The organism is Streptomyces sp. NPDC051207 (assembly GCF_040682395.1).
Taxonomy (GTDB): Bacteria; Actinomycetota; Actinomycetes; order Streptomycetales; family Streptomycetaceae; genus Streptomyces.
This window is the reverse complement of the sequence record NZ_JBFBAX010000002.1, coordinates 258764-279192: the sequence shown is the minus strand read 5'-3', so window position 1 is coordinate 279192 and position 20429 is coordinate 258764. Positions and strand designations below refer to the sequence as shown.

Here is a 20429-nt window from a genome sequence, read left to right as displayed (position 1 = left end):
CCGCGGGGTACGGCCCTCGTCCGGTACCCGTGCGGCGGCCGGGCCGCCGGTCGGCACCCGAAGTCGTCCGTGCCACGCCCGTCACCGTCGCGTCAAAGGCCCCCTCCACGCCGTATCCCGGCCCTTTTCGCCGGGAGCGACGGCCGTAAGGTCGATCCTGCGAACGGCGGATGTGACCGGGAGACAGTGGCCATGGGACGCGGCACGTTACGGATCTACCTCGGTGCGGCACCGGGCGTGGGCAAGACCTACGCGATGCTGGCCGAGGCCCACCGTCGCGTCGAACGGGGTACCGACTGCGTCGTGGCGTACGTGGAGCCGCACGGCAGGCCGCGTACGCAGGGCCTGCTGCACGGGCTGGAGAAGGTGCCGTGCCGCAGGCTGGAGCACCGCGGCGCCGTCCGCACCGAGATGGACGTCGACGCCGTGCTGGAGCGCGCCCCGCAGGTCGCCCTGGTGGACGAGCTCGCCCACACCAACGTCCCCGGCTCCCGCAACCCCAAGCGGTGGCAGGACGTCACGGAACTCCTCGCCGCCGGCATCGACGTGGTGTCCACCGTCAACATCCAGCACCTGGAGTCGCTCGGCGACGTCGTGGAGTCGATCACCGGCGTGCGGCAGCAGGAGACGGTGCCCGACGAGCTGGTGCGGCGCGCGGACCAGATAGAGCTGGTCGACATGTCGCCCCAGGCGCTGCGCCGCCGCATGGCGCACGGCAACATCTACCGCCCCGACCACATCGACGCGGCCCTGTCGAACTACTTCCGGCCCGGCAACCTCACCGCGCTGCGCGAACTGGCGCTGCTGTGGGTCGCCGACCGCGTGGACGAGTACCTCCAGCAGTACCGCGGCGAGCACGACATCCGCTCCACCTGGCAGGCCCGTGAACGCATCGTCGTCGGCCTGACCGGCGGCCCCGAGGGCCGCACCCTGATCCGGCGCGGGGCCCGGCTGGCCGAGAAGGGCGCGGGCGGCGAGGTCATGGCCGTCTACATCGCCCGCAGCGACGGGCTGACCTCCGCCTCCCCGAAGGAACTCGCCGCGCAGCGCACCCTCGTGGAGGACCTGGGCGCCACCTTCCACCACGTCGTCGGCGACGACATACCGGCGGCGCTGCTCGACTTCGCCCGCGGGGTCAACGCCACCCAGATCGTGCTCGGCTCCTCGCGCCGCAAGACCTGGCAGTACGTCTTCGGACCCGGCGTCGGCGCGACCGTCGCCCGCGAGTCCGGACCCGACCTGGACGTGCACATCGTCACGCACGGCGAGATCGCCGAGGGCCGCGGCCTGCCGGGGGCGAGCGGCGCACGGCACGGCCGGGCACGCATCGCGTCGGGCTGGCTGGCCGGCCTGCTCGGCCCGGTCGCCCTCACCACGCCGCTCAGCGCCGTCCACCTCGGGCTCGCCAACGACATGCTGCTCTACCTGGCGCTGACCGTGGCGGCGGCGCTGCTCGGCGGCCTGCTGCCGGCACTGGCGTCGGCGGCCCTGGGCTCCCTGCTGCTGAACTGGTACTTCACCCCGCCGCTGCACCACATCGCGATCGCCGACCCCGCGAACGTGATCGCCCTGGTGACCTTCGTGGGCGTGGGCGTCTCGGTCGCCTCGGTCGTGGACCTGGCGGCCCGGCGCACCCACCAGGCGGCCCGGCTGCGCGCCGAGTCGGAGATCCTGTCCTACCTCGCCGGAAACGTGCTGCGCGGCGAGACCCGCCTCGAGGAGCTGCTGGAACGGGTCCGCGAGACCTTCGGCATGGACTCCGCGGCCCTGCTGGAACGCGCGAGCGACCTGGACCCGTGGACCTGCGCCGGCCGGGCCGGGCACGCGGGCGCGGTCGAGCGGCCCGAGGACGCCGACGTGGACGTCCCCGTCGGCGACCACATGGCGCTGGCGCTGACCGGCCGGGTGCTGCCCGCCGAGGACCGCCGGGTGCTGGCCGCGTTCGCGGCCCAGGCCGCCGTCGTCCTGGACCGCCAGCGCCTGCAGAAGGAGGCCGACCAGGCCAAGGAGCTGGCCGAGGGCAACCGCATCCGCACCGCGCTGCTCGCCGCCGTCAGCCACGACCTGCGCACCCCGCTGGCCGGCATCAAGGCGTCGGTGAGCTCGCTGCGCTCGGAGGACGTCGACTGGTCCGAGGAGGACCGGGCGGAACTGCTCGCCGGCATTGAGGAGGGCGCCGACCGCCTCGACCACCTGGTCGGGAACCTGCTCGACATGTCCCGGCTGCAGACCGGCACCGTCACCCCGCTGATCCGGGAGATCGACCTGGACGAGGTGGTGCCGGTGGCGCTGGGCGGTGTCCCCGAGGGCAGCGTCGAACTCGACGTCCGCGAGACCCTGCCCATGGTCGCGGTGGACCCCGGGCTGCTGGAGCGGTCGGTGGCGAACCTCGTGGAGAACGCCGTCAAGTACAGCCCGCCCGGCCGCCCCGTGCTGGTCACCGCCAGCGCCATCGCCGAGCGCGTCGAGGTGCGCGTCGTGGACCGCGGGCCCGGCGTGCCCGACGAGGCGAAGGACCGCATCTTCGAACCCTTCCAGCGCTACGGCGACGCCCCGCGCGGCGCCGGAGTGGGCCTCGGCCTCGCGGTGGCGCGCGGTTTCGCCGAGGCCATCGGCGGCACCCTCAACGCCGAGGACACCCCGGGCGGCGGCCTCACCATGGTCCTCACGCTCCGCGCGGCCCAGCCGCACACCGGGCCGGCGCGCGCCGCAGGCCCCGTAGGAACCGAAAGGCAGGCTTCATGACCCGGGTGCTCGTGATCGACGACGAGCCGCAGCTCGTGCGCGCCCTCGTGATCAACCTCAAGGCACGCACGTACGAGGTCGACGCCGCCCACGACGGCACCGGCGCCCTCCGGCTCGCCGCCGCCCGCCACCCCGACGTGGTGATCCTCGACCTGGGCCTGCCCGACATGGACGGCGTCGATGTGATCAAGGAGCTGCGCGGCTGGACCCGGGTGCCGATCCTGGTGCTGTCGGCCCGGCACTCCTCCGACGAGAAGGTCAAGGCGCTGGACGCGGGCGCCGACGACTACGTCACCAAGCCGTTCGGCATGGACGAGCTGCTGGCCCGGCTGCGCGCCGCCGTACGCCGCGCCGAGCCCGCCGGCGGCGAGGACGACCTGCTGGTGGAGACCGGCGGGCTCACCGTCGACCTGGCCGCGAAGAAGGTGCACCGCGACGGCAGGGACGTACGGCTGACGCCGACGGAGTGGCACCTGCTGGAGGTGCTGGTGCGCAACACCGGGCGCCTGGTCGGCCAGAAGCAGCTGCTCCAGGAGGTGTGGGGGCCGTCGTACGGGACGGAGACGAACTACCTGCGGGTCTACATGGCCCAGCTGCGCCGCAAGCTGGAGGCGGACCCGTCGCACCCGCGGCACTTCATCACCGAGCCGGGCATGGGCTACCGGTTCGAGAAGTGAGCCGGGTCTCCCCGGCGTCGGGGCGCCCACCGGGGGGTACGTAACTGTCGGTGCACCCCGGTACGCTTCAGACATGAGTGCTGTTCCTCGTTCCGAAAGGCCGACGGGCCGGTTCCGGCGGCTGCTCGACCGGCTCTCCTCGTCGCAGGAGGACCTGGAGTCCGAGGAGCTGCGGGAGGACGCCGAGACGGCCGGCTGTACGCGCATCGGCGACTGCAAGGACCGCCAGATCGTCACGGTTACTGGTACCTTGCGCACGGTCACCCTTCGGCCGCGCGCCGGGGTCCCGGCCCTGGAGGCGGAGCTGTTCGACGGCTCCGCCGCGCTGGACGTGGTGTGGCTCGGCAGGCGCTCCATAGTGGGGATAGAGCCGGGGCGCAAGCTGATCGCATCGGGGCGGATCTCGATGAGCCGGGGCCGCCGGGTGCTGTTCAATCCCAAGTACGAACTGAGACCCCTCGGACGGGAGTAGCCGGTGACGTCGCTCGACAAGCCGACCGAAGACACATCCGCGCAGGAAGCCCGGGCGGTGACGGAGGCCGCGCTGTTCGAGGCGTTCGGCGGGGTGCGGGGCATGATCGAGACGGTGCTGCCCGGCCTGCTCTTCGTCACCATCTACACGGTCAACAAGGACCTGCACCTGTCGGCGATCGCGGCGCTCGCCGTGTCGGTGGTGCTGGTCGTGGTCCGGCTGGCCATGAAGGACACCGTCAAGCACGCCTTCAGCGGTGTCTTCGGCGTCGCCTTCGGTGTCGTGTTCGCCATGATGACGGGCAACGCGAAGGACTTCTACCTGCCCGGCATGCTCTACACGCTGGGCCTCGGCCTCGCGTACATCATCACGACGCTGTGCGGGGTCCCGCTGATCGGCCTCATCCTCGGCCCGGTCTTCAAGGAGAACCTCTCCTGGCGCACCCGCAACCCGGGCCGCAAGAAGGCGTACGCGAAGGCCAGTTACGCCTGGGGCGCGATCCTGCTCGCCAAGTGCGCGATCCTCTTCCCGCTGTACTGGTGGGCGGACACCACGCAGCTGGGCTGGGTGCTGGTCGCGCTGAAGATCCCGCCGTTCCTGCTGGCCGTGTGGCTGACGTGGGTGTTCCTGGCGAAGGCGCCCGCGCCCATCGACGTGTTCGCCGAGATGGAGGCGGAGGAGAGGGCCGCGGAAGCCGCGAAGGCGGCGGGGGCGGCCGGGGCCGGGGAGACGGCGGAGGCGGCGGATGCCACGCGGGCCCGGTCGGTCGAGAAGTGATCGCATGGGTCGAGTGCTGACCGGCAGGTGATCAGAAAGGGGCGCCCTGGGCTCGCAGGGCGCCCCTTCTCGTACGTCCGTCCCGGTCGGGTCAGCCGCTCGGTTCAGCTGCCGGCGTCCTCGCGGCGGACCGACAGCAGGTCCTCCAGCTGCTCCTCGCGGGCCTGCGCGGCCACGAACAGCAGCTCGTCGCCCGCCTCCAGGGAATCCTCCCTCGACGGCGTGAGCACCCGGGTGCCGCGGATGATCGTGACCAGCGACGTGTCCTCCGGCCAGTCGACGTCCCCGACCTGCGTGCCGGCCAGGGCCGACTCCTCCGGCAGGGTCAGCTCGACGAGGTTGGCGTCGCCGTGGCTGAAGCGCAGCAGCCGGACCAGGTCGCCGACGCTCACCGCCTCCTCGACCAGGGCCGACATCAGCCGCGGCGTGGAGACGGCGACGTCCACGCCCCAGGCCTCGTTGAACAGCCACTCGTTCTTCGGGTTGTTCACCCGGGCGACGACGCGCGGAACGCCGTACTCCGTCTTGGCGAGCAGGGAGACGACCAGGTTCACCTTGTCGTCGCCCGTCGCGGCGATCACGACGTTGCAGCGCTGGAGCGCCGCCTCGTCCAGGGACGTGATCTCGCAGGCGTCGGCGAGCAGCCACTCGGCGAGCGGGACGCGCTCCACCGAGATGGCGGTCGGCGCCTTGTCGATCAGCAGGACCTCGTGGCCGTTCTCCAGCAGCTCGCCCGCGATCGAGCGGCCGACCGCGCCGGCTCCGGCAATGGCGACCCTCATCAGTGACCGGCCTCCTCTTCGGGCCCCTTGGCGAACGCCGCCTCGACCTTGTCGACCTCGTCGGTGCGCATCATCACGTGCACCAGGTCCCCCTCCTGCAACACCGTCTGCGAGGAGGGCAGGATCGCCTCGCCGAGCCGCGTCAGGAACGCGACGCGCACGCCCGTCTCCTCCTGGAGCCGGCTGATCTTGTGACCCACCCAGGACGGGGCGGTGTACACCTCGGCGAGCTGGACGCCGCCGGTGGGGTCGCGCCACAGCGGCTCGGCGCCCGACGGCAGCAGCCGGCGCAGCATCTGGTCGGCCGTCCAGCGGACGGTGGCGACGGTGGGGATGCCGAGGCGCTGGTAGACCTCGGCGCGGCGGGGGTCGTAGATGCGGGCCGCGACGTTCTCCACGCCGAACATCTCGCGGGCCACCCGGGCCGCGATGATGTTGGAGTTGTCACCGCTGGAGACGGCGGCGAAGGCGCCCGCCTCCTCGATGCCCGCCTCGCGCAGGGTGTCCTGGTCGAAGCCGACCCCGGTGACCCGGCGGCCGCCGAACGAGGACCCCAGGCGTCGGAAGGCGGTGGGGTCCTGGTCCACCACGGCGACCGTGTGCCCCTGTTGCTCCAAGGTCTGGGCAAGCGCGGAACCCACTCTTCCGCAGCCCATGATGACGATGTGCACGACCGTCCTTCCGGTGTCAAGAAGTACTGCTCAGCCCCATCAGGGTCTCAGACAGTCGCCCAAGCTACACACGTGCGGTCGCCGGAGGGCACCCCCGTGCACCGATGCCCCGGCACGCCGCTCAGCGGCGGCCGATGCTGCGGACGCTGGCGCGGGTCAGGAATCCGAGGGCGACGAACGTGACGACGGCTCCGATGAGCTCGGCGGTCGTGTACATGGAACCTCCGGGGCGGCAACGGCCGGGAAACGGACGGGGTTTTGTCATATAGGCATGCCGACGCCCGGACCTGCGGAATCCGCAGCCGCGAAGCCCCCGTAATTCACCCGGAGGGCAGAGGGCCGCGCAATGGGGGTGGCGGGTGGGCAGGCCCGTGTTCGAACGCTTACGATCCTCTGTTGTGTCCAAACTGACCGACGTGCCCAAACGGATTCTGATCGGGCGCGCACTGCGCAGCGACCGGCTCGGGGAAACGCTCCTGCCGAAGCGCATCGCCCTCCCGGTCTTCGCCTCCGACCCGCTGTCCTCCGTCGCGTACGCACCGGGAGAGGTACTGCTGGTCCTGTCCATCGCGGGCGTGTCGGCCTACCACTTCAGCCCCTGGATCGCCGTCGCGGTCGTCGTGCTGATGTTCACCGTGGTCGCCTCCTACCGGCAGAACGTCCACGCCTACCCCAGCGGCGGCGGTGACTACGAGGTCGCCAACACCAACCTCGGCCCGAAGGCCGGCCTCACCGTCGCCAGCGCCCTGCTCGTCGACTACGTGCTCACCGTCGCCGTGTCGATCTCCTCCGGCATCGAGAACCTCGGCTCCGCCGTCCCGTTCGTCGTCGAGCACAAGGTCGCCTGCGCGATCGGCGTGATCGTGCTGCTGACGCTGATGAACCTGCGCGGCGTGAAGGAGTCCGGCACGATCTTCGCCATCCCGACGTACGTGTTCGTCACCGGCGTCTTCACGATGATCGCGTGGGGCGCCTTCCGCGGGGTGGTCCTCGGCGACGACATGCGGGCGCCGACCGCCTCGTACGAGATCCACTCGGAGCACGAAGGGCTGGCCGGGTTCGCCCTGCTGTTCCTGCTGTTGCGCGCGTTCTCCTCCGGCTGTGCCGCCCTCACCGGCGTGGAGGCGATCTCCAACGGCGTGCCCGCCTTCCGCAAGCCGAAGTCGAAGAACGCGGGCACCACGCTCGCGCTGATGGGCCTGCTCGCCGTCACCATGTTCTGCGGCATCATCACCCTCGCCATGGCGACCAACGTCCGCATGGCCGAGAACCCGGCGGCCGACCTGATCCGCGACGGCGTCCCGGTCGGCCCCGACTACGTGCAGCATCCGGTGATCTCCCAGGTCGCCGAGGCCGTTTTCGGCCACGGCAGCCTCCTGTTCATCGTGCTGGCCGCGGCCACCGCGCTGGTGCTGTTCCTCGCCGCCAACACCGCCTACAACGGCTTCCCGCTGCTCGGCTCGATCCTCGCCCAGGACCGCTACCTGCCGCGCCAGCTGCACACCCGCGGCGACCGGCTCGCCTTCTCCAACGGCATCGTGCTCCTCGCGGGCGCCGCGATCCTCCTCGTGTGGATCTACGGCGCCGACTCCACGCGGCTCATCCAGCTGTACATCGTCGGCGTGTTCGTTTCCTTCACGCTCAGCCAGACCGGCATGGTCCGGCACTGGAACCGCCACCTGGCCACCGAGAAGGACCCCGCCAAGCGCCGCCACATGATCCGCTCGCGCGCCATCAACACCTTCGGCGCCTTTTTCACCGGCCTCGTCCTGGTCGTCGTCCTCGTCACCAAGTTCACCCACGGTGCCTGGGTCGCCCTGCTCGGCATGGTGATCTTCTACGCGACGATGACGGCGATCCGAAAGCACTACGACCGCGTCGCCGAGGAGATCGCCGCACCCGAGGGCCCCAGCGACGACATCGTCCGGCCCTCCCGCGTCCACTCCGTCGTCCTGATCTCCAAGATCCACCGACCCACGCTGCGCGCCCTGGCCTACGCCAAGCTGATGCGCTCCGACACCCTGGAGGCGCTCAGCGTCAACGTCGACCCCGCCGAGACCAAGGCGCTGCGCGCGGAGTGGGAGCGGCGCGGCATCGACGTACCGCTGAAGGTGCTGGACTCGCCGTACCGCGAGATCACCCGGCCCGTCATCGAGTACGTCAAGAGCCTGCGCAAGGAGTCGCCGCGCGAGGCGGTGTCCGTGATCATCCCCGAGTACGTCGTCGGCCACTGGTACGAGCACCTGCTGCACAACCAGAGCGCGCTGCGGCTCAAGGGCCGGCTGCTGTTCACGCCGGGCGTCATGGTGACGTCGGTGCCGTACCAGCTCCAGTCGTCCGAGGTGGCCAGGAAGCGGGCCCGCAAGCGGCAGGAGTGGAACGCGCCGGGCTCGGTGCGGCGCGGTCCGGCACAGGAGCGGGCGAAGGAGTCCTCCTCGTCCACGTAGACTGGTGGGCTGTTGTCCGGACCGGCCCTCGCCGGCCGGCCCGGGCCCGCCGTCCGTCGCACCCCCTCGATGTTGTGGAGTCACCCCGCCATGCAGGCAGAACAGAAGAAGTCGCTGGTGGGGGAGGAGTACGAGGTCGAGATCGGCCCCGTCGCCCACGGCGGCCACTGCATCGCCCGTACGTCCGAGGGCCAGGTGCTGTTCGTCCGGCACGCGCTGCCCGGTGAGCGGGTCGTCGTACGCGTGACCGAAGGCGAGGAGGGCGCCCGCTTCCTGCGCGCCGACGCGGTCGAGATCCTCCAGGCGTCCAAGGACCGCATCGAGGCGCCCTGCCCGTTCGCCGGGCCCGGGCGCTGCGGCGGCTGCGACTGGCAGCACGCCAAGCCGGGGGCGCAGCGCCGGCTCAAGGGCGAGGTGGTCGCCGAGCAGCTCCAGCGGCTCGCCGGGCTCACGCCCGAGGAGGCCGGCTGGGACGGCACCGTCGTGCCCGCCGAGGGCGACAAGGTGCCCGCGGGACAGGTCCCGGCGTGGCGCACGCGCGTGCAGTACGCCGTGACCGCCGACGGTCGCGCGGGCCTGCGCCGGCACCGCTCGCACGAGGTCGAGCCGATCGACCACTGCATGATCGCCGCCGAGGGCGTCAGCGAGCTGGGCATCGAGAAGCGCGACTGGACGGGCATGGACTCCGTCGAGGCGATCGCGGCGAGTGGCTCCCAGGACCGCCAGGTGATCCTCACCCCGAGGCCGGGCGCGCGCCTGCCGCTGGTGGAGCTCGACCGCCCGGTGTCCGTCCTGCGCGTCGACGAGAAGACCGGCGGAGTGCACCGCGTCCACGGCCGCCCCTTCGTCCGCGAGCGCGCCGACGGCCGCACCTACCGGGTCGGGGGCGGCGGCTTCTGGCAGGTCCACCCGAAGGCCGCGGACACGCTGGTGACGGCGGTCATGCAGGGCCTGCTGCCGCGCAAGGGCGACATGGCGCTCGACCTGTACTGCGGCGCCGGCCTGTTCGCCGGCGCCCTCGCCGACCGCCTCGGCGAGCAGGGCGCGGTGCTCGGCATCGAGTCCGGCAAGCGCGCGGTGGAGGACGCCCGGCACAACCTCGCGGACTTCCCGCGGGTCCGCATCGAGCAGGGCAAGGTCGAGTCGGTCCTGCCGCGCACCGGCATCACCGAGGTCGACCTGATCGTCCTCGACCCCCCGCGCGCGGGCGCGGGCCGCAGGACGGTGGCGCACCTGGCGTCGCTGGGGGCACGCAGGATCGCGTACGTGGCCTGCGATCCGGCGGCGTTGGCTCGGGACATCGCGTACTTCCGGGACGGGGGGTATCGCGTGCGGATGCTGCGGGTGTTCGATCTGTTTCCGATGACGCATCATGTGGAGTGCGTGGCGATTCTGGAGCCGGCGGGCAAGGGTGCCTGACCAGGCTCTCCTGTGCCTGCGCGGTTGCGATGCGAGTGGCCGCCTGATCCCACGCTCCGCGGAGCCGAGAGCGCGGTCCGACCGCGCCATTTGATACCGGCCTGGTATCATCTCCGTATGGCGATGACACTTCGACTCCCCGACGACCTTGATGCCAAGCTCACCGAGCGGGCTCGTCGGGAGGGTCGCAGCAAGCAGGAACTTGCCATTGAGGCTATCCGTGAGGCCCAGAACCGGGCCGAGCTGAAGGTCGATGACGTCTTGGCCGAGCTCATGGACAGCGATGCGGAGATCCTGGACTACCTGAAGTGACCGAAGTGCGCTACATCCAGATCGACGAGATCCTGGCCATCGCCCGCACGGTCAACGGCACCGAGCACAGCGTGCGGGACATGGGACTTTTGGTGTCAGCGATCGAACGGCCCCGGACGAACATGTTCGGGGCCGAGTTGTATCCCGCGCTGCACGAGAAGGCGGCGGCGCTGCTGCACTCCGTGGCTCGCAATCACGCACTGATCGACGGCAACAAGCCCACGGCCTGGCTTGCCATGCGCGTCTTCCTGCGGTTCAACGGCGTCAGCGCCAGTACCCTTCCGCCGCCCGTCTCCATTGCCGGCCCGTTCGTCGAGCAAGTCGCGCAGGACCACATCGATGTACCGGTCATTGCCAAGCGCCTGTCGGCCTGGTTCCCCGTCACCTGACGTCCGGCTGACGGGATCCAGACGGCCGGCGGGGGTGGTCTGCCGGCGCACTGGATGGACAAGGTCTGGAGCTGGGACCACTGCTTCAACGCCCTGGCCCTGGCACCCGGACAGTCCGAACTGGTCTGGGACCAGTACCACTTGCCCTTCGACCACCGGGACGGGACCGGGGCACTGCCCGATTCGGTCACCCACTCCGAGGTCCTCCGCGACTTCGTGAAACCGCCCATCCACGGCTGGGCGTTCGGCCACCTGCTGCGTCGGCCGACCATGCCACCCGGCCCGGCGGAGCAGGCCGGGACGGACGACAGGCTGACACGCTGGACGGACTTCTGGCTCACCAGACGACGTGCGCCCGGGGGCGCACTGCCTCAACCTGCTGGCCAACTCGGGCCCCACGGATCTCACGATGCGGCTCACCGATCCGTCCGCGTGCGAGCGTGTCGGCCGCGTGATCGAACGGGCCCGCAAGGAACGGGCCGCCTGTAACCCCCGGCCCTCCAAGCGGCCAGATGCCTCAACGACGGCCCCAGGCGGGAGACGGTTGTGCTTGGACGTGCCGTACGCGGAGGACGACGCGAAACGGCTGCTCGGTGCGCGCTGGGATGCTCAGCGACGGCAGTGGTACGTCGACGCCGACCGAGTCAGCCGTGGACAGGCAGCACGATGGCTGCCGCGTCAGTCCTGAACGGTCACGACTGTCAGCACCGCGAGGTAATCTCGAACACGCCATCAACGCGGCCCGACGGGCTTCCGCTCCATCCCGGTGGAGTTTCGAAGGACATGCCCCCACCCGCACGAGTCTCTTCGTGCTGCCTGGGGGAAGTCCTTGCTGTTCCGCGCGTCCGCGAAAACGGTCGCCGTCATGGCACTCGACGGTTCGCTGTTCCTGCACCTGACCGATCAGTTCGCCCACATGCACGGCTACCGCCCCGGCGCATCGGAGGTCCGCTCCTGGGAGCGCAGCATCCCGGTCTTGGCCGCCGCCCTCAACGATGCGGGCCTGGGCGACGTGGAGGTCATGCTGGAGTACGCACTCCCGTTGAACAGCAAGCGTGCGGATGTCGTGCTCGCTGGTGCACACCCGACGACAGGCGAGCCGTCGTACGTCGTGGTGGAGCTCAAACAGTGGAGTCAGGCAGTGCCCCACGAGGACGACCCCACCTTGTGTCACGTCGACGCCTACGCGCATCCCGTGCTGAACCCGATCGAGCAGGTACGCCGTTACTGCGACTACCTGGTCAACTTCAACGGTGCCGTGGCCGAGCACCGGGATCGCGTCAACGGCGTGGCATTCCTGCACAACGCCACCGAGTTCGGGGTCGCAGGCCTGCGCGAGATCGAACGAGACGGTCACGGACTGCTTTTCACCGGAAGGCGGCGCGGCGCCTTCCTGGAACATCTCCGTTCGAGGCTGAGCGACAAGCATCCCGGGGCACGAGCGGCGGATGAACTGCTCGCTGGTGCCACGGTGCCGTCGAAGCAACTGATGGCCGTGGCCGCCGAAGAGGTGCGGGAACGGCAGCAGTTCGTGCTCCTCGACGAGCAACAGGTCGCCTACCGCATGGTGCTCAACGCCGTGGAGAAGGCCAAGCACGCCGACCGCAAGGAAGTCGTGATCGTCACCGGCGGGCCCGGTACCGGAAAGAGCGTGATCGCCCTCCAGCTGCTCGGCGAGCTGTACCGACGCGGAGTTCCGGCGCTGCACGCCACCGGATCGCAATCGTTCACGAAAACTATGCGCAAGGTCGCCGGATCTCGGAAGCGGGACGTACAAGACCTGTTCAAGTACTTCAACAGCTTCATGACCGCGGAGAAGAACAGCCTGGGCGCTCTGATCTGCGACGAGGCCCATCGAATCCGTGAGACCTCGGCCAACCGCTACACCCGTGCCGCGCTTCGGACCGGCAGGGCGCAGATCGACGAACTCATCGACGTCGCGTACGTTCCCGTCTTCTTCCTAGACGAGCACCAGGTCGTGCGCCCCGGCGAGATGGGCACCGTGGCCGAGATCAAGGCGGCGGCGGCCGGACGAGGCATTCCCTGCCACGTCGTCCCCCTGGACAGCCAGTTCCGCTGCGGAGGCAGTGACGCCTATCTGCGCTGGGTGGTCCGGCTCCTCGGCCTCGAGTCCGGCGGGCCGGTGGTCTGGGAGCCCGACGACCGCATGCAATTGCTGGTCGCCGACAGCCCGCAGGAGATGGAGGCGTTCCTCGAAGCCCGTCGCGCCCGGGGATACAGCGCTCGTATGTCCGCCGGTTACTGCTGGCGCTGGTCCCCAGAGCCCAAGCCCGGGCAGCCGCTGCCTTCCGATGTCGTCATCGGTGACTGGGCCCGACCGTGGAACCTGCGCGGTGACCGCTCGGTCTCCGGCGCGCCGCCGGCCGCGCTGTGGGCCACCGATCCGGCGGGCTTCGGACAGGTCGGCTGCGTCTACACCGCCCAAGGTTTCGAGTACGACTGGTCCGGCGTCATCATCGGCCCCGATCTGGTCTGGCGTGGCGACCGCTGGGTCACCGACCGTACGGCGTCCAAGGATCCCGTCTTCAAGAAATCCACGCCGGACACGGACGTGGACCGGCTCATCCGGAACACCTACAAGGTCCTCCTGACCCGCGGCATGGTCGGCACGATCGTGTACTCCACGGACCCCGAGGCACGGGCGAAGCTGCGGGAACTGGTGAGTGGCCGACCGGACGCGCGGACTTCCGCGGTGGCCGAGTCGGTTGTTCGGACCTGGTCGACGCCGGCCGCGGAAAAGTCGAGATGATCGGCGAGTGCGGTTGCCGCCCTGGCGAGAGCGAACGCCCTGGCGAACCCAGCTCATCGATGTGGTGCTCATGGGCCGTCGCCGTACAACGCCACGGACGCATCGGTGCGACCGTTGGCCGATGTGAGGTACGAGCGACCGGTGCCGACGCCCATGTCCATGCGAACGACCGGCGCGAGCAGCTGATCCCGGATCTGTGGAGGCACTTCGGCGACGGGGGCACTGCCTCGGCAGCCGAGCTGTTGCTGCGCAACTGGGTCAAGCGCCGGACGACTGCGGAAGGGCTCGCCCCGCGGGCGCGGATCGTGCCGGTGTGTGCGGATGACGGGCCGAAACTGAGGGCCGACGGCGACGCCGGAACCGGGGCGGTTCAGACCGTGGCCTCGAAGAGGGCGACCGAACCGCGCACCGACACCTCGTGCCGCGCGAACCTGCGGTCCAGTTCGGTTTCCAGCTGCTCCAGCGAGTCGTTTCTGTTGTGGAAGACCTGCCGCCGGTTGAGGAGATCCAAGTGGGCTCGGGAGATGGGGGTGTGCCCGACCCCGTGGGCGAGCACCGTGCTGCCGAAGACGCGGGCGCCGGGGTCCAGATGCGGCAGCAGATGGTCGAAGACCGCCGACTTGCCGGACATGCCGCCGGGCAGACAGTGCAGTACGAAATTGAGCGAGGCCGAGGAGAAGCGCAGACCGCCGAGGTCGTAGGGCTGCAGGATGTTGTGCCGGTGAACGGTGGGCCGGTAGCGCTCGACCCGGCGCCTGGCCCTGTCCAGCACCATCGGGTTCAGATCGAGCAGCGCCAACTGCGGCTGCGGGGAGGGGAACCGGCAGCGGCCGAGGAAGTAGCCGGTTCCGGGGCCGATGTCCAGATGCCGTGCGGACACATGACGGTCGTACTGCGCGGCCATCACCTTCCGGGGGCACCGCCACACCGCCGGGCTGACCACACCGAGCACGAACGCGTCGTACACCATGAGCGTCGAGGAGGTGTAGACGGCGGTCGCCGCGGTGACCTGGCTCTGCTGCGCGGCATGACGGTCCATCGGGAGCCTCCCCTGATCGGTGGAGCTGATCCTAAGGGCGTATCCACGGCGCCTCTTCGCGGATCGGAGAGGCGGAGGACGGCTGTGGCTGAGGCCGGAGCCCCGTGGACCGAGAGGAAACAGCGCTGTGGACATCAAGGAAGAACTCCGCGTGGCGAAGCTGGCGGACGTGCCACCGGGAGGGCTGCTGAGCGTGGACTTCGGCGGAGCCCAGGTGTTGCTCGCCCATGCCGACGGCGAGATTCACGCGGTGCGCGACGAGTGCTCGCACGAGGCGGCGAAGCTCTCCGACGGGGAGCTGGAGGGCGCCGCGGTGGAGTGTCCCTGGCACTTCAGCCGGTTCTGCCTGCGCACCGGGACGGCTCTGGACCTGCCGGCTGTGGATCCGATCGACACCTATGCGGTGCGGGTCGCGGACGGGGAGATCTTCCTGTCCAGGGCGGCCGGGGGTGCGGCGGCTCGGTGAACGAGGAACTGCCGAAGGGGACAGTGTGCCGGTCGGCAGGGAGCCCGGATTCCGTCCCGTCGCGAGGCCGTTGACGGGTTGCCCGGGTTCGCCCGGGCCGCTTGCGGGGGTGCCGCGCACGGGGCGGTACATCGGGCTGACCGAGATCACCATGTGGCGCTTCGACGGCGCGAAAGCAGCCGAGCTCTGGTACCAGGGGACGACCTGAGGGTGCTCGGCCGTTGGGCCTCGTGCCACCGGACTGCCTGGGCTGCTCGGCCGGATCGGCGTACTGCCGTCGGCGGACGCGGGGCGGTTGCGGCAGCTCGCCCCCGTGGTGGCGGGCGGCGGGCCCGTTGAGCGGTGTATCCGGCCCGGTGCGCCGCGGATCTGAGAGGGCGTACACCGTCAACGCCCTTTCGAGGAGATCCACATGGCAACTGCTGAATTCCCGGGCCAGGACGACCAGTCGGCCGCCGGAGGCCGCAAGCGCAAGCTGATGCTGCTGGGCGCCGTGCTGTCCCTCACGGTCGTGATGGTGGCCCGGCGCAAGCGCTGAAGCCTCGCAGCCCCGGCTCCGGGCGGACCTTCAACCGCTTGAGAGTTCGCCGCAATGGGCGATGAGCCCGGCGGCCACCACCGATGCGACGGTGTCCAGCTGGGCGCTGTCCATCGGGTGGGGGGTGACGAGCGGGGCGAGGAAGAGCGGGCCGCCCAGCAGCAGATGCGCCAGCGCGGGGTCCGGCGCCCGACGCAGTTCGCCACGGTGCAGGGCGCGCTCGACGATCGCCGCGAGGTCTCTGCGCTCCCGGGCGACGAAGGTGTTCTGGAGCCGGGCGGCGAGCTCGGCGTCGCGGGACATCTCGGCCAGCAACGCGGGGATCACTTCGCGGGCGGCGGGGCTGGAGAGGCGTTCGTGGATGATGCGGGCCATCGCACAGAGGTCTTCGCGCAGCGAGCCGGAGTCGGGCGGGGGCTCGATGTCCATGCCGTGCACGGCGGCGGCGAAGAGCAGCTCGGCCTTGGAGCCGAACCTGCGGTAGATCGCTGCCTTGCCCACTCCCGCGCGGGCGGCGGTCGCATCCATGGTCACGCGGGTGTAGCCGGCCTCGGCGAGGAGCTCGCGCGCCGCGACCAGCACGGCCTGGTCGATCTGGCTGTCTCTGGGGCGGCCCAGGCGGGATGCGGAGTTCTGCATGACCCCACTATACGATACTGAAGTTCCGGAACTGCGGTACTGTAAGTCCTGAGGGCCTGGATGCCCGTCCCGGCCACGCCGTCAAGGAGGACCCATGCTGAAGCGTGCGCAGGCCAGGGATGGCGCGAGGGCTGAAAGATCATGACCGGGAGCCTGGACGCGTGGCTCCCCGTGAGCCACTGGAGCACTCGCCACGACCGTTTCGTCGCCGCGCCGCCCGAGACCGTCTCCCGGGCGGTCCGCGAGGTGCGGACCCGCGAGATGCGACTGGTGCGACCGTTGGTCGCGGCGCGCAGCCTGCCGTCCCAGCTGCTGCGCCGGGGTGCCGAGCAGCGTGCGGCGGCGGATGCAGACACGCTGAGCGCCATGCGGCAGTTGGGCTTCATCGTGCTGGACGACGTGCCGGGCGCGGACCTCGTGCTGGGCTTCGCCGGCCAGCCGTGGAACCCGATCGTGTCCAGGGCGGTGGTGCCCGACCTCACGCCGGCGGACTTCGACGCGTTCAGGCGTCCTCACTTCGTCAAGGGCGCCTATGCGTTGTGGACCGAACCCGAAGGCGCCGGAACCCGGCTGTTCACCGAGACCCGGGTCTATGCCATCGACCGCGGCGCGGCGCGGCGCTTCCGCCCGTACTGGCTGCTCATCGAGCCCTTCAGCGCCCTGATCCGCCGTGACTGGCTGGCCGCCATCGGCCGTCGGGCCGAGGGCGCGGCACGCACGGGTGGGACCGGCATTACCTGACGCACGGACCAGGCGGTCCGGCACACGCCGGACTCCGCGGCCTCCTGCTGTATCCAGCCTCCCGCCCCGCGGATCTCCATGAACGACAGGCAACTGTCGCTCCCTGTCCGGGCGCGGTACCCACACAACGAAAGAGAGATGACCGTGGACCGTTCAACCGTTCATCGGCACCGCTGGAAGATCCTGGCCGTGCTGTGCATGAGCCTGGTGCTGATCGGCCTGGACAACCTGATTCTCAATCTGGCGCTGCCGAAGATCCAGACGGATCTCGGGTCGACCGGCACCGAGATGCAGTGGATCGTCGACTCGTACACGCTGGTCTTCGGTGGACTGCTGCTGCTCAGCGGCAGCCTGGCCGACCGGTTCGGGCGACGCCGCATGCTGATGACGGGCATGGTGCTGTTCTTGGCGTTCTCGCTGGCGGCCGCCTTCTCCACCGACTCCGCCATGCTGATCGCGATGCGCGCGGCCATGGGCGCCGGGGCGGCGATGATCATGCCCGCCACCCTCGCCATCATCAAGGACGTCTTCCCGGCCGGGGAACAGGCCAAGGCCATCGGTATCTGGGCCGGTACGGCCGCGCTCGGTGTGCCGCTCGGCCCTGTGGTCGGCGGCTTGCTGCTCGACCACTTCTGGTGGGGCTCGGTGTTCCTCATCAACGCACCGGTAGTGATGGTGGCCCTCGTGGGAGGCGCCGTCCTGATCCCCGAGTCGCGCAACCGGAACCACTCGGGCTCGCTGGACCTGCTCGGTGCGCTGCTGTCGGCCGCAGGGCTCGCGGTGCTCGTCTACGGACTGGTGGAGGCCTCCAGGAACGGCTGGAGCGACGGGATCACCCTGATCTCGCTCGCCGTCAGCGTGACGCTGCTGATCGGGTTCACGGTCTGGGAGCGGCGGGCCAGGTTCCCGATGCTGGCCCCCGAACTGCTGCGCGACAAGCGGTTCAGCGGCTCCGCGCTGGCTATCACGGCGATTTCCTTCGGCATGTTCGGCGCACTGTTCGTGCTCACCCAGTACCTGCAGTTCGTGCTCGCCCATGAGCCGCTGGACGCGGGGCTACGACTGCTGCCCATCGCCACAATGATCATCGGTGCTCCGCTCAGCCCGCGGCTCGTGGAGCGGATCGGGCTGAAGGCCGTGGTAGCACTGGGACTCTCGCTGATCACCGCAGCTCTCGTACTGACGGCGGGGGCCGGGACCGACTCCGAACTTCGCATCCTGTGGAGCCTGGCGTTCTTCGGCCTCGGAATGGGGCTGGCCATGCCGGCCGCGGCCGACGCCATGCTGGCCGCCGCCCCGTCCGGGCAGTCCGGTGCCGGCTCCGCGGTGACCGACGCCTCCATGCAGGTCGGCGGTGCCCTGGGCATCGCCGTCATCGGAAGTGTGCTCTCCACTTCCTACCGCGACGCGCTGCCCGCGCTCGACAGGATGCCCGCCGAGGCGGCAGATGCTGCGTCGGACTCGGTCGGCGCCGCCGACGGAGTGGCCGCCGGGATCGGGGGCGAACCGGGCAGGCAGTTGCTGGCCGCCGCACATGAGGCGTTCGTCGAAGGGCTGGGCGACGCCATGCTGATCGGTGCCGGGGTCACCGCGCTGGGTGTGCTCGCCGCTCTGCTGGTTTTTCCGCGGAGGGCGGCCAAGGGGCCGCTGGCCGTCGGCGGCGACACGACGCCGGGCGAGGCGGACACCGGTACGGACGACCTGACGGCAAGTGGAGCGGCGCGCCGTGAGGCGTCCCGAGCTCCGCGACCTACCTGAAGGGGAGTAGAACTCGATGGCTGTCCGGAAAACGATCATCACGGGTGGTGGCATAGGCGGGCTCACGCTCGCAGGCGCCCTCACGCGCCGTGGCATTGACGTGACGGTGCTGGAGAGGGCGGACGCGGTGCGCGCCCGCGGCCTCGGCTTCACGGTCTGGCCCAACGCCACCGCGGCGCTGCGCAGCGCGGGCCTCCTCGACGCGGTGCGGAAGGTGGCCGAACCCATCACGTCCGCGACGCTGCGGGTCAACAGCGGACGGAAACTCACCGTCATCGACATGAAGGGCTGGGGGGAGCGCGTCGGTTTCCCCGCGCTCAGCGTCACCCGACCCGAGCTGCTCACCGTGCTCGCGGAGGAATGCGGGGCGGACATCCGCTTCGGCTCCGAGGTGGACTCGGTCACCCCGCAGGGCGGCGTCAGGCTCACCAGCGGGGAGGAACTGCGGGCCGATGTCGTCGTCGGTGCCGACGGCGTCGGCTCGGCGGTGCGCCGTTCTCTGCTCCCGGCCCATCAGAACAAGCTGGACCAGCCCATGATCACCGGCTGGCAGGGAGTGGTCCCCAGGCCCTGGTCGGGCGGCATCGGACTGGACATGATCTTCGGGCCGACCGGTGCGGCCGGCATCCTTGGCCTCCCGGGCGACCGTACGTACTGGTTTCTGCAGGCCCCGACCGTCCGGATGCCGGTCGACGGGTCGCCGTACACCGAGGGCTGGTCTTCGGTGATCAAAGAGCTGGTCGCGGCCACTCCGGAGGACTCGCTGTGGCGGGACGACATCCGGGACCGCAAGCCGGTGGCCGACTGGGGACGCGGAGCCGTCACCCTGCTCGGCGACGCCGCCCACACCATCATGCCGAATCTGGGCCAGGGCGCCTGCCTGGCAATGGAGGACGCGGCGGTGCTCGCCGTGCGCCTTGCGGACGCCGGCGACCCGACGACGGCGCTGCGCGACTACGAGAAGGCGCGCTTCCCCAGGGTCCGCGACATGTACGTCAACGCCCGGCGCGCAGCCCGCATGCAGCGCCTCACTCCGCTCGTACGGGACGGGCTGCTGTCCGTTGCTCCGTTCGCCCTCAGCCGCATGTTCACCAGCCCTGGCAGGCCCATCCCGGTGCTCGCTCCGTAGGCCGCCGAGACCTCTGCTCTCCACTCACCCCGTGAAGGAACACCTCATGGCGAAGCCCGAAGAGACCACAAAGCCCGAAGAGACCACGGCGCCCGATCAGCTGCCCGAATTGAAGGAACTGGCCGCCTACATCGCGGATCGGGTCTGGAACCACGCCGATCTCGACACCATAGACGAGTACTTCCTGCCGCACTTCGTCGGCCATTTCCCGGGACTTCCCGATGTGCACGGGCCCGCGGACTTCAAGAAGATGGGGGCCGATCTGCGCAAGGCGCTGCCCGACCTCCAGGAGCGGATCCTCGTCCGGGTACAGGAGCGCGACCGGGTGTTCATGAAGGCTGTGCTCACCGGCACGCACCGGGGCGATCTCATGGGCATCCCGCCCACAGGCGCGGCCACCGTGCTCACCGAAATGATCATTCTCCGGTTCGAGGGCCGGAAGGTCGCCGAGCTGTGGCAGCAGGCCGACTACATGGGGGTGATGGAACAGCTCGGCGTGGTGCCGCCCAAGGACGCGGGCCCGCTCGGCCAGATCGCGCACACCTTCAAGCTCATGGGCCGATTCGGCGTACTCAAGGCGAAGGACGCCCTGCGGCAGCGGTCCGCCGCGTGAACCGGCCCAAGCACCGCGGGCCCCACATCTGAACCGTGAGCCGCA

The 20429-nt window shown here is 70.3% G+C and carries 20 protein-coding genes and 1 pseudogene; 17 read left to right on the top strand and 4 right to left on the bottom strand.

What is annotated here, in order from left to right; translation table 11 throughout:
- The first annotated feature begins 192 nt into the window (after positions 1-192).
- The 4 genes from AB0M97_RS03065 (at position 193) to AB0M97_RS03050 (ending at position 4671) form a co-directional block, all read left to right on the top strand.
- Positions 193-2745 (top strand): ATP-binding protein, encoded by a 2553-nt coding sequence (locus tag AB0M97_RS03065; protein ID WP_365958936.1) that lies wholly within the window; start codon positions 193-195, stop codon positions 2743-2745.
- On the top strand, positions 2742-3422 hold the full coding sequence (locus tag AB0M97_RS03060; protein ID WP_365958934.1) for a response regulator: 681 nt from the start codon (positions 2742-2744) through the stop codon (positions 3420-3422). The genes AB0M97_RS03065 and AB0M97_RS03060 overlap by 4 nt, the downstream gene beginning before the upstream one ends.
- A gap of 73 nt (positions 3423-3495) precedes the next feature.
- Entirely contained in the window at positions 3496-3894 is a 399-nt protein-coding gene (locus AB0M97_RS03055; protein ID WP_365958933.1) for an OB-fold nucleic acid binding domain-containing protein, read from the top strand.
- 3 nt (positions 3895-3897) lie between these two features.
- Positions 3898-4671, top strand: a complete 774-nt coding sequence (locus tag AB0M97_RS03050; RefSeq protein ID WP_365958932.1) for a DUF3159 domain-containing protein — start codon at positions 3898-3900, stop codon at positions 4669-4671.
- A gap of 104 nt (positions 4672-4775) precedes the next feature.
- On the opposite strand, the gene AB0M97_RS03045 is transcribed toward AB0M97_RS03050, so the two are convergent.
- Both AB0M97_RS03045 and AB0M97_RS03040 read right to left on the bottom strand, forming a co-directional pair.
- Complete coding sequence (locus AB0M97_RS03045) at positions 4776-5453, bottom strand: TrkA family potassium uptake protein (protein ID WP_365958931.1); 678 nt, start codon at positions 5451-5453, stop codon at positions 4776-4778.
- Positions 5453-6124 carry a TrkA family potassium uptake protein gene (locus AB0M97_RS03040; protein ID WP_365958930.1) on the bottom strand — a complete coding sequence of 224 codons (672 nt, stop codon included), beginning with the start codon at positions 6122-6124 and terminating at the stop codon, positions 5453-5455. The genes AB0M97_RS03045 and AB0M97_RS03040 overlap by 1 nt, the downstream gene beginning before the upstream one ends.
- A gap of 398 nt (positions 6125-6522) precedes the next feature.
- Here AB0M97_RS03040 and AB0M97_RS03035 point away from each other — a divergent pair, with 398 nt between their 5' ends.
- From AB0M97_RS03035 to AB0M97_RS03005, 7 genes and pseudogenes are all read left to right on the top strand, one after another.
- Positions 6523-8571 (top strand): APC family permease, encoded by a 2049-nt coding sequence (locus AB0M97_RS03035; RefSeq protein WP_365958929.1) that lies wholly within the window; start codon positions 6523-6525, stop codon positions 8569-8571.
- Positions 8572-8661: 90 nt separating this feature from the next.
- Positions 8662-9990: a TRAM domain-containing protein gene (locus AB0M97_RS03030; RefSeq protein ID WP_365958928.1), complete on the top strand. Its 1329-nt coding sequence runs from the start codon at positions 8662-8664 to the stop codon at positions 9988-9990.
- A gap of 117 nt (positions 9991-10107) precedes the next feature.
- Positions 10108-10302 carry a ribbon-helix-helix protein, CopG family gene (locus tag AB0M97_RS03025; protein WP_359553012.1) on the top strand — a complete coding sequence of 65 codons (195 nt, stop codon included), beginning with the start codon at positions 10108-10110 and terminating at the stop codon, positions 10300-10302.
- Positions 10299-10691, top strand: coding sequence for a Fic family protein (locus tag AB0M97_RS03020; RefSeq protein ID WP_365958927.1), 393 nt, complete (start codon positions 10299-10301; stop codon positions 10689-10691). Before AB0M97_RS03025 ends, AB0M97_RS03020 begins: the two co-directional genes overlap by 4 nt.
- A gap of 48 nt (positions 10692-10739) precedes the next feature.
- Positions 10740-11063: pseudogene (locus AB0M97_RS03015) on the top strand (glycogen debranching protein); the annotation flags it as partial.
- Between the two features lie 37 nt (positions 11064-11100).
- Positions 11101-11379 carry a DUF5710 domain-containing protein gene (locus tag AB0M97_RS03010; protein WP_365958926.1) on the top strand — a complete coding sequence of 93 codons (279 nt, stop codon included), beginning with the start codon at positions 11101-11103 and terminating at the stop codon, positions 11377-11379.
- Between the two features lie 141 nt (positions 11380-11520).
- Positions 11521-13461, top strand: a complete 1941-nt coding sequence (locus AB0M97_RS03005) for a DUF2075 domain-containing protein (protein ID WP_365958925.1) — start codon at positions 11521-11523, stop codon at positions 13459-13461.
- A gap of 370 nt (positions 13462-13831) precedes the next feature.
- On the opposite strand, the gene AB0M97_RS03000 is transcribed toward AB0M97_RS03005, so the two are convergent.
- Positions 13832-14500, bottom strand: coding sequence for a class I SAM-dependent methyltransferase (locus AB0M97_RS03000; RefSeq protein ID WP_365958924.1), 669 nt, complete (start codon positions 14498-14500; stop codon positions 13832-13834).
- A gap of 127 nt (positions 14501-14627) precedes the next feature.
- On the opposite strand from AB0M97_RS03000, the gene AB0M97_RS02995 reads away from it, so the two are divergent.
- A complete protein-coding gene (locus tag AB0M97_RS02995; RefSeq protein WP_365958923.1) occupies positions 14628-14966 on the top strand; it encodes a non-heme iron oxygenase ferredoxin subunit in 339 nt (112 codons plus the stop codon).
- A gap of 412 nt (positions 14967-15378) precedes the next feature.
- Positions 15379-15504 (top strand): hypothetical protein, encoded by a 126-nt coding sequence (locus AB0M97_RS02990; protein ID WP_365958922.1) that lies wholly within the window; start codon positions 15379-15381, stop codon positions 15502-15504.
- Positions 15505-15534: 30 nt separating this feature from the next.
- Here the strand turns inward: AB0M97_RS02990 and AB0M97_RS02985 are convergent, their stop codons facing one another.
- The gene (locus AB0M97_RS02985) at positions 15535-16143 is read right to left on the bottom strand and encodes a TetR/AcrR family transcriptional regulator (RefSeq protein WP_365958921.1); all 609 of its coding nucleotides are present in this window, start codon (positions 16141-16143) and stop codon (positions 15535-15537) included.
- Positions 16144-16284: 141 nt separating this feature from the next.
- On the opposite strand from AB0M97_RS02985, the gene AB0M97_RS02980 reads away from it, so the two are divergent.
- The 4 genes from AB0M97_RS02980 (at position 16285) to AB0M97_RS02965 (ending at position 20384) form a co-directional block, all read left to right on the top strand.
- A complete protein-coding gene (locus tag AB0M97_RS02980; RefSeq protein WP_365958920.1) occupies positions 16285-16884 on the top strand; it encodes a hypothetical protein in 600 nt (199 codons plus the stop codon).
- 144 nt (positions 16885-17028) lie between these two features.
- Positions 17029-18642, top strand: coding sequence for an MFS transporter (locus AB0M97_RS02975; RefSeq protein ID WP_365958919.1), 1614 nt, complete (start codon positions 17029-17031; stop codon positions 18640-18642).
- Between the two features lie 16 nt (positions 18643-18658).
- Positions 18659-19771 (top strand): FAD-dependent monooxygenase, encoded by a 1113-nt coding sequence (locus AB0M97_RS02970; RefSeq protein ID WP_365958918.1) that lies wholly within the window; start codon positions 18659-18661, stop codon positions 19769-19771.
- Positions 19772-19817: 46 nt separating this feature from the next.
- Positions 19818-20384 carry an ester cyclase gene (locus tag AB0M97_RS02965; protein ID WP_365958917.1) on the top strand — a complete coding sequence of 189 codons (567 nt, stop codon included), beginning with the start codon at positions 19818-19820 and terminating at the stop codon, positions 20382-20384.
- Positions 20385-20429 lie beyond the last annotated feature (45 nt).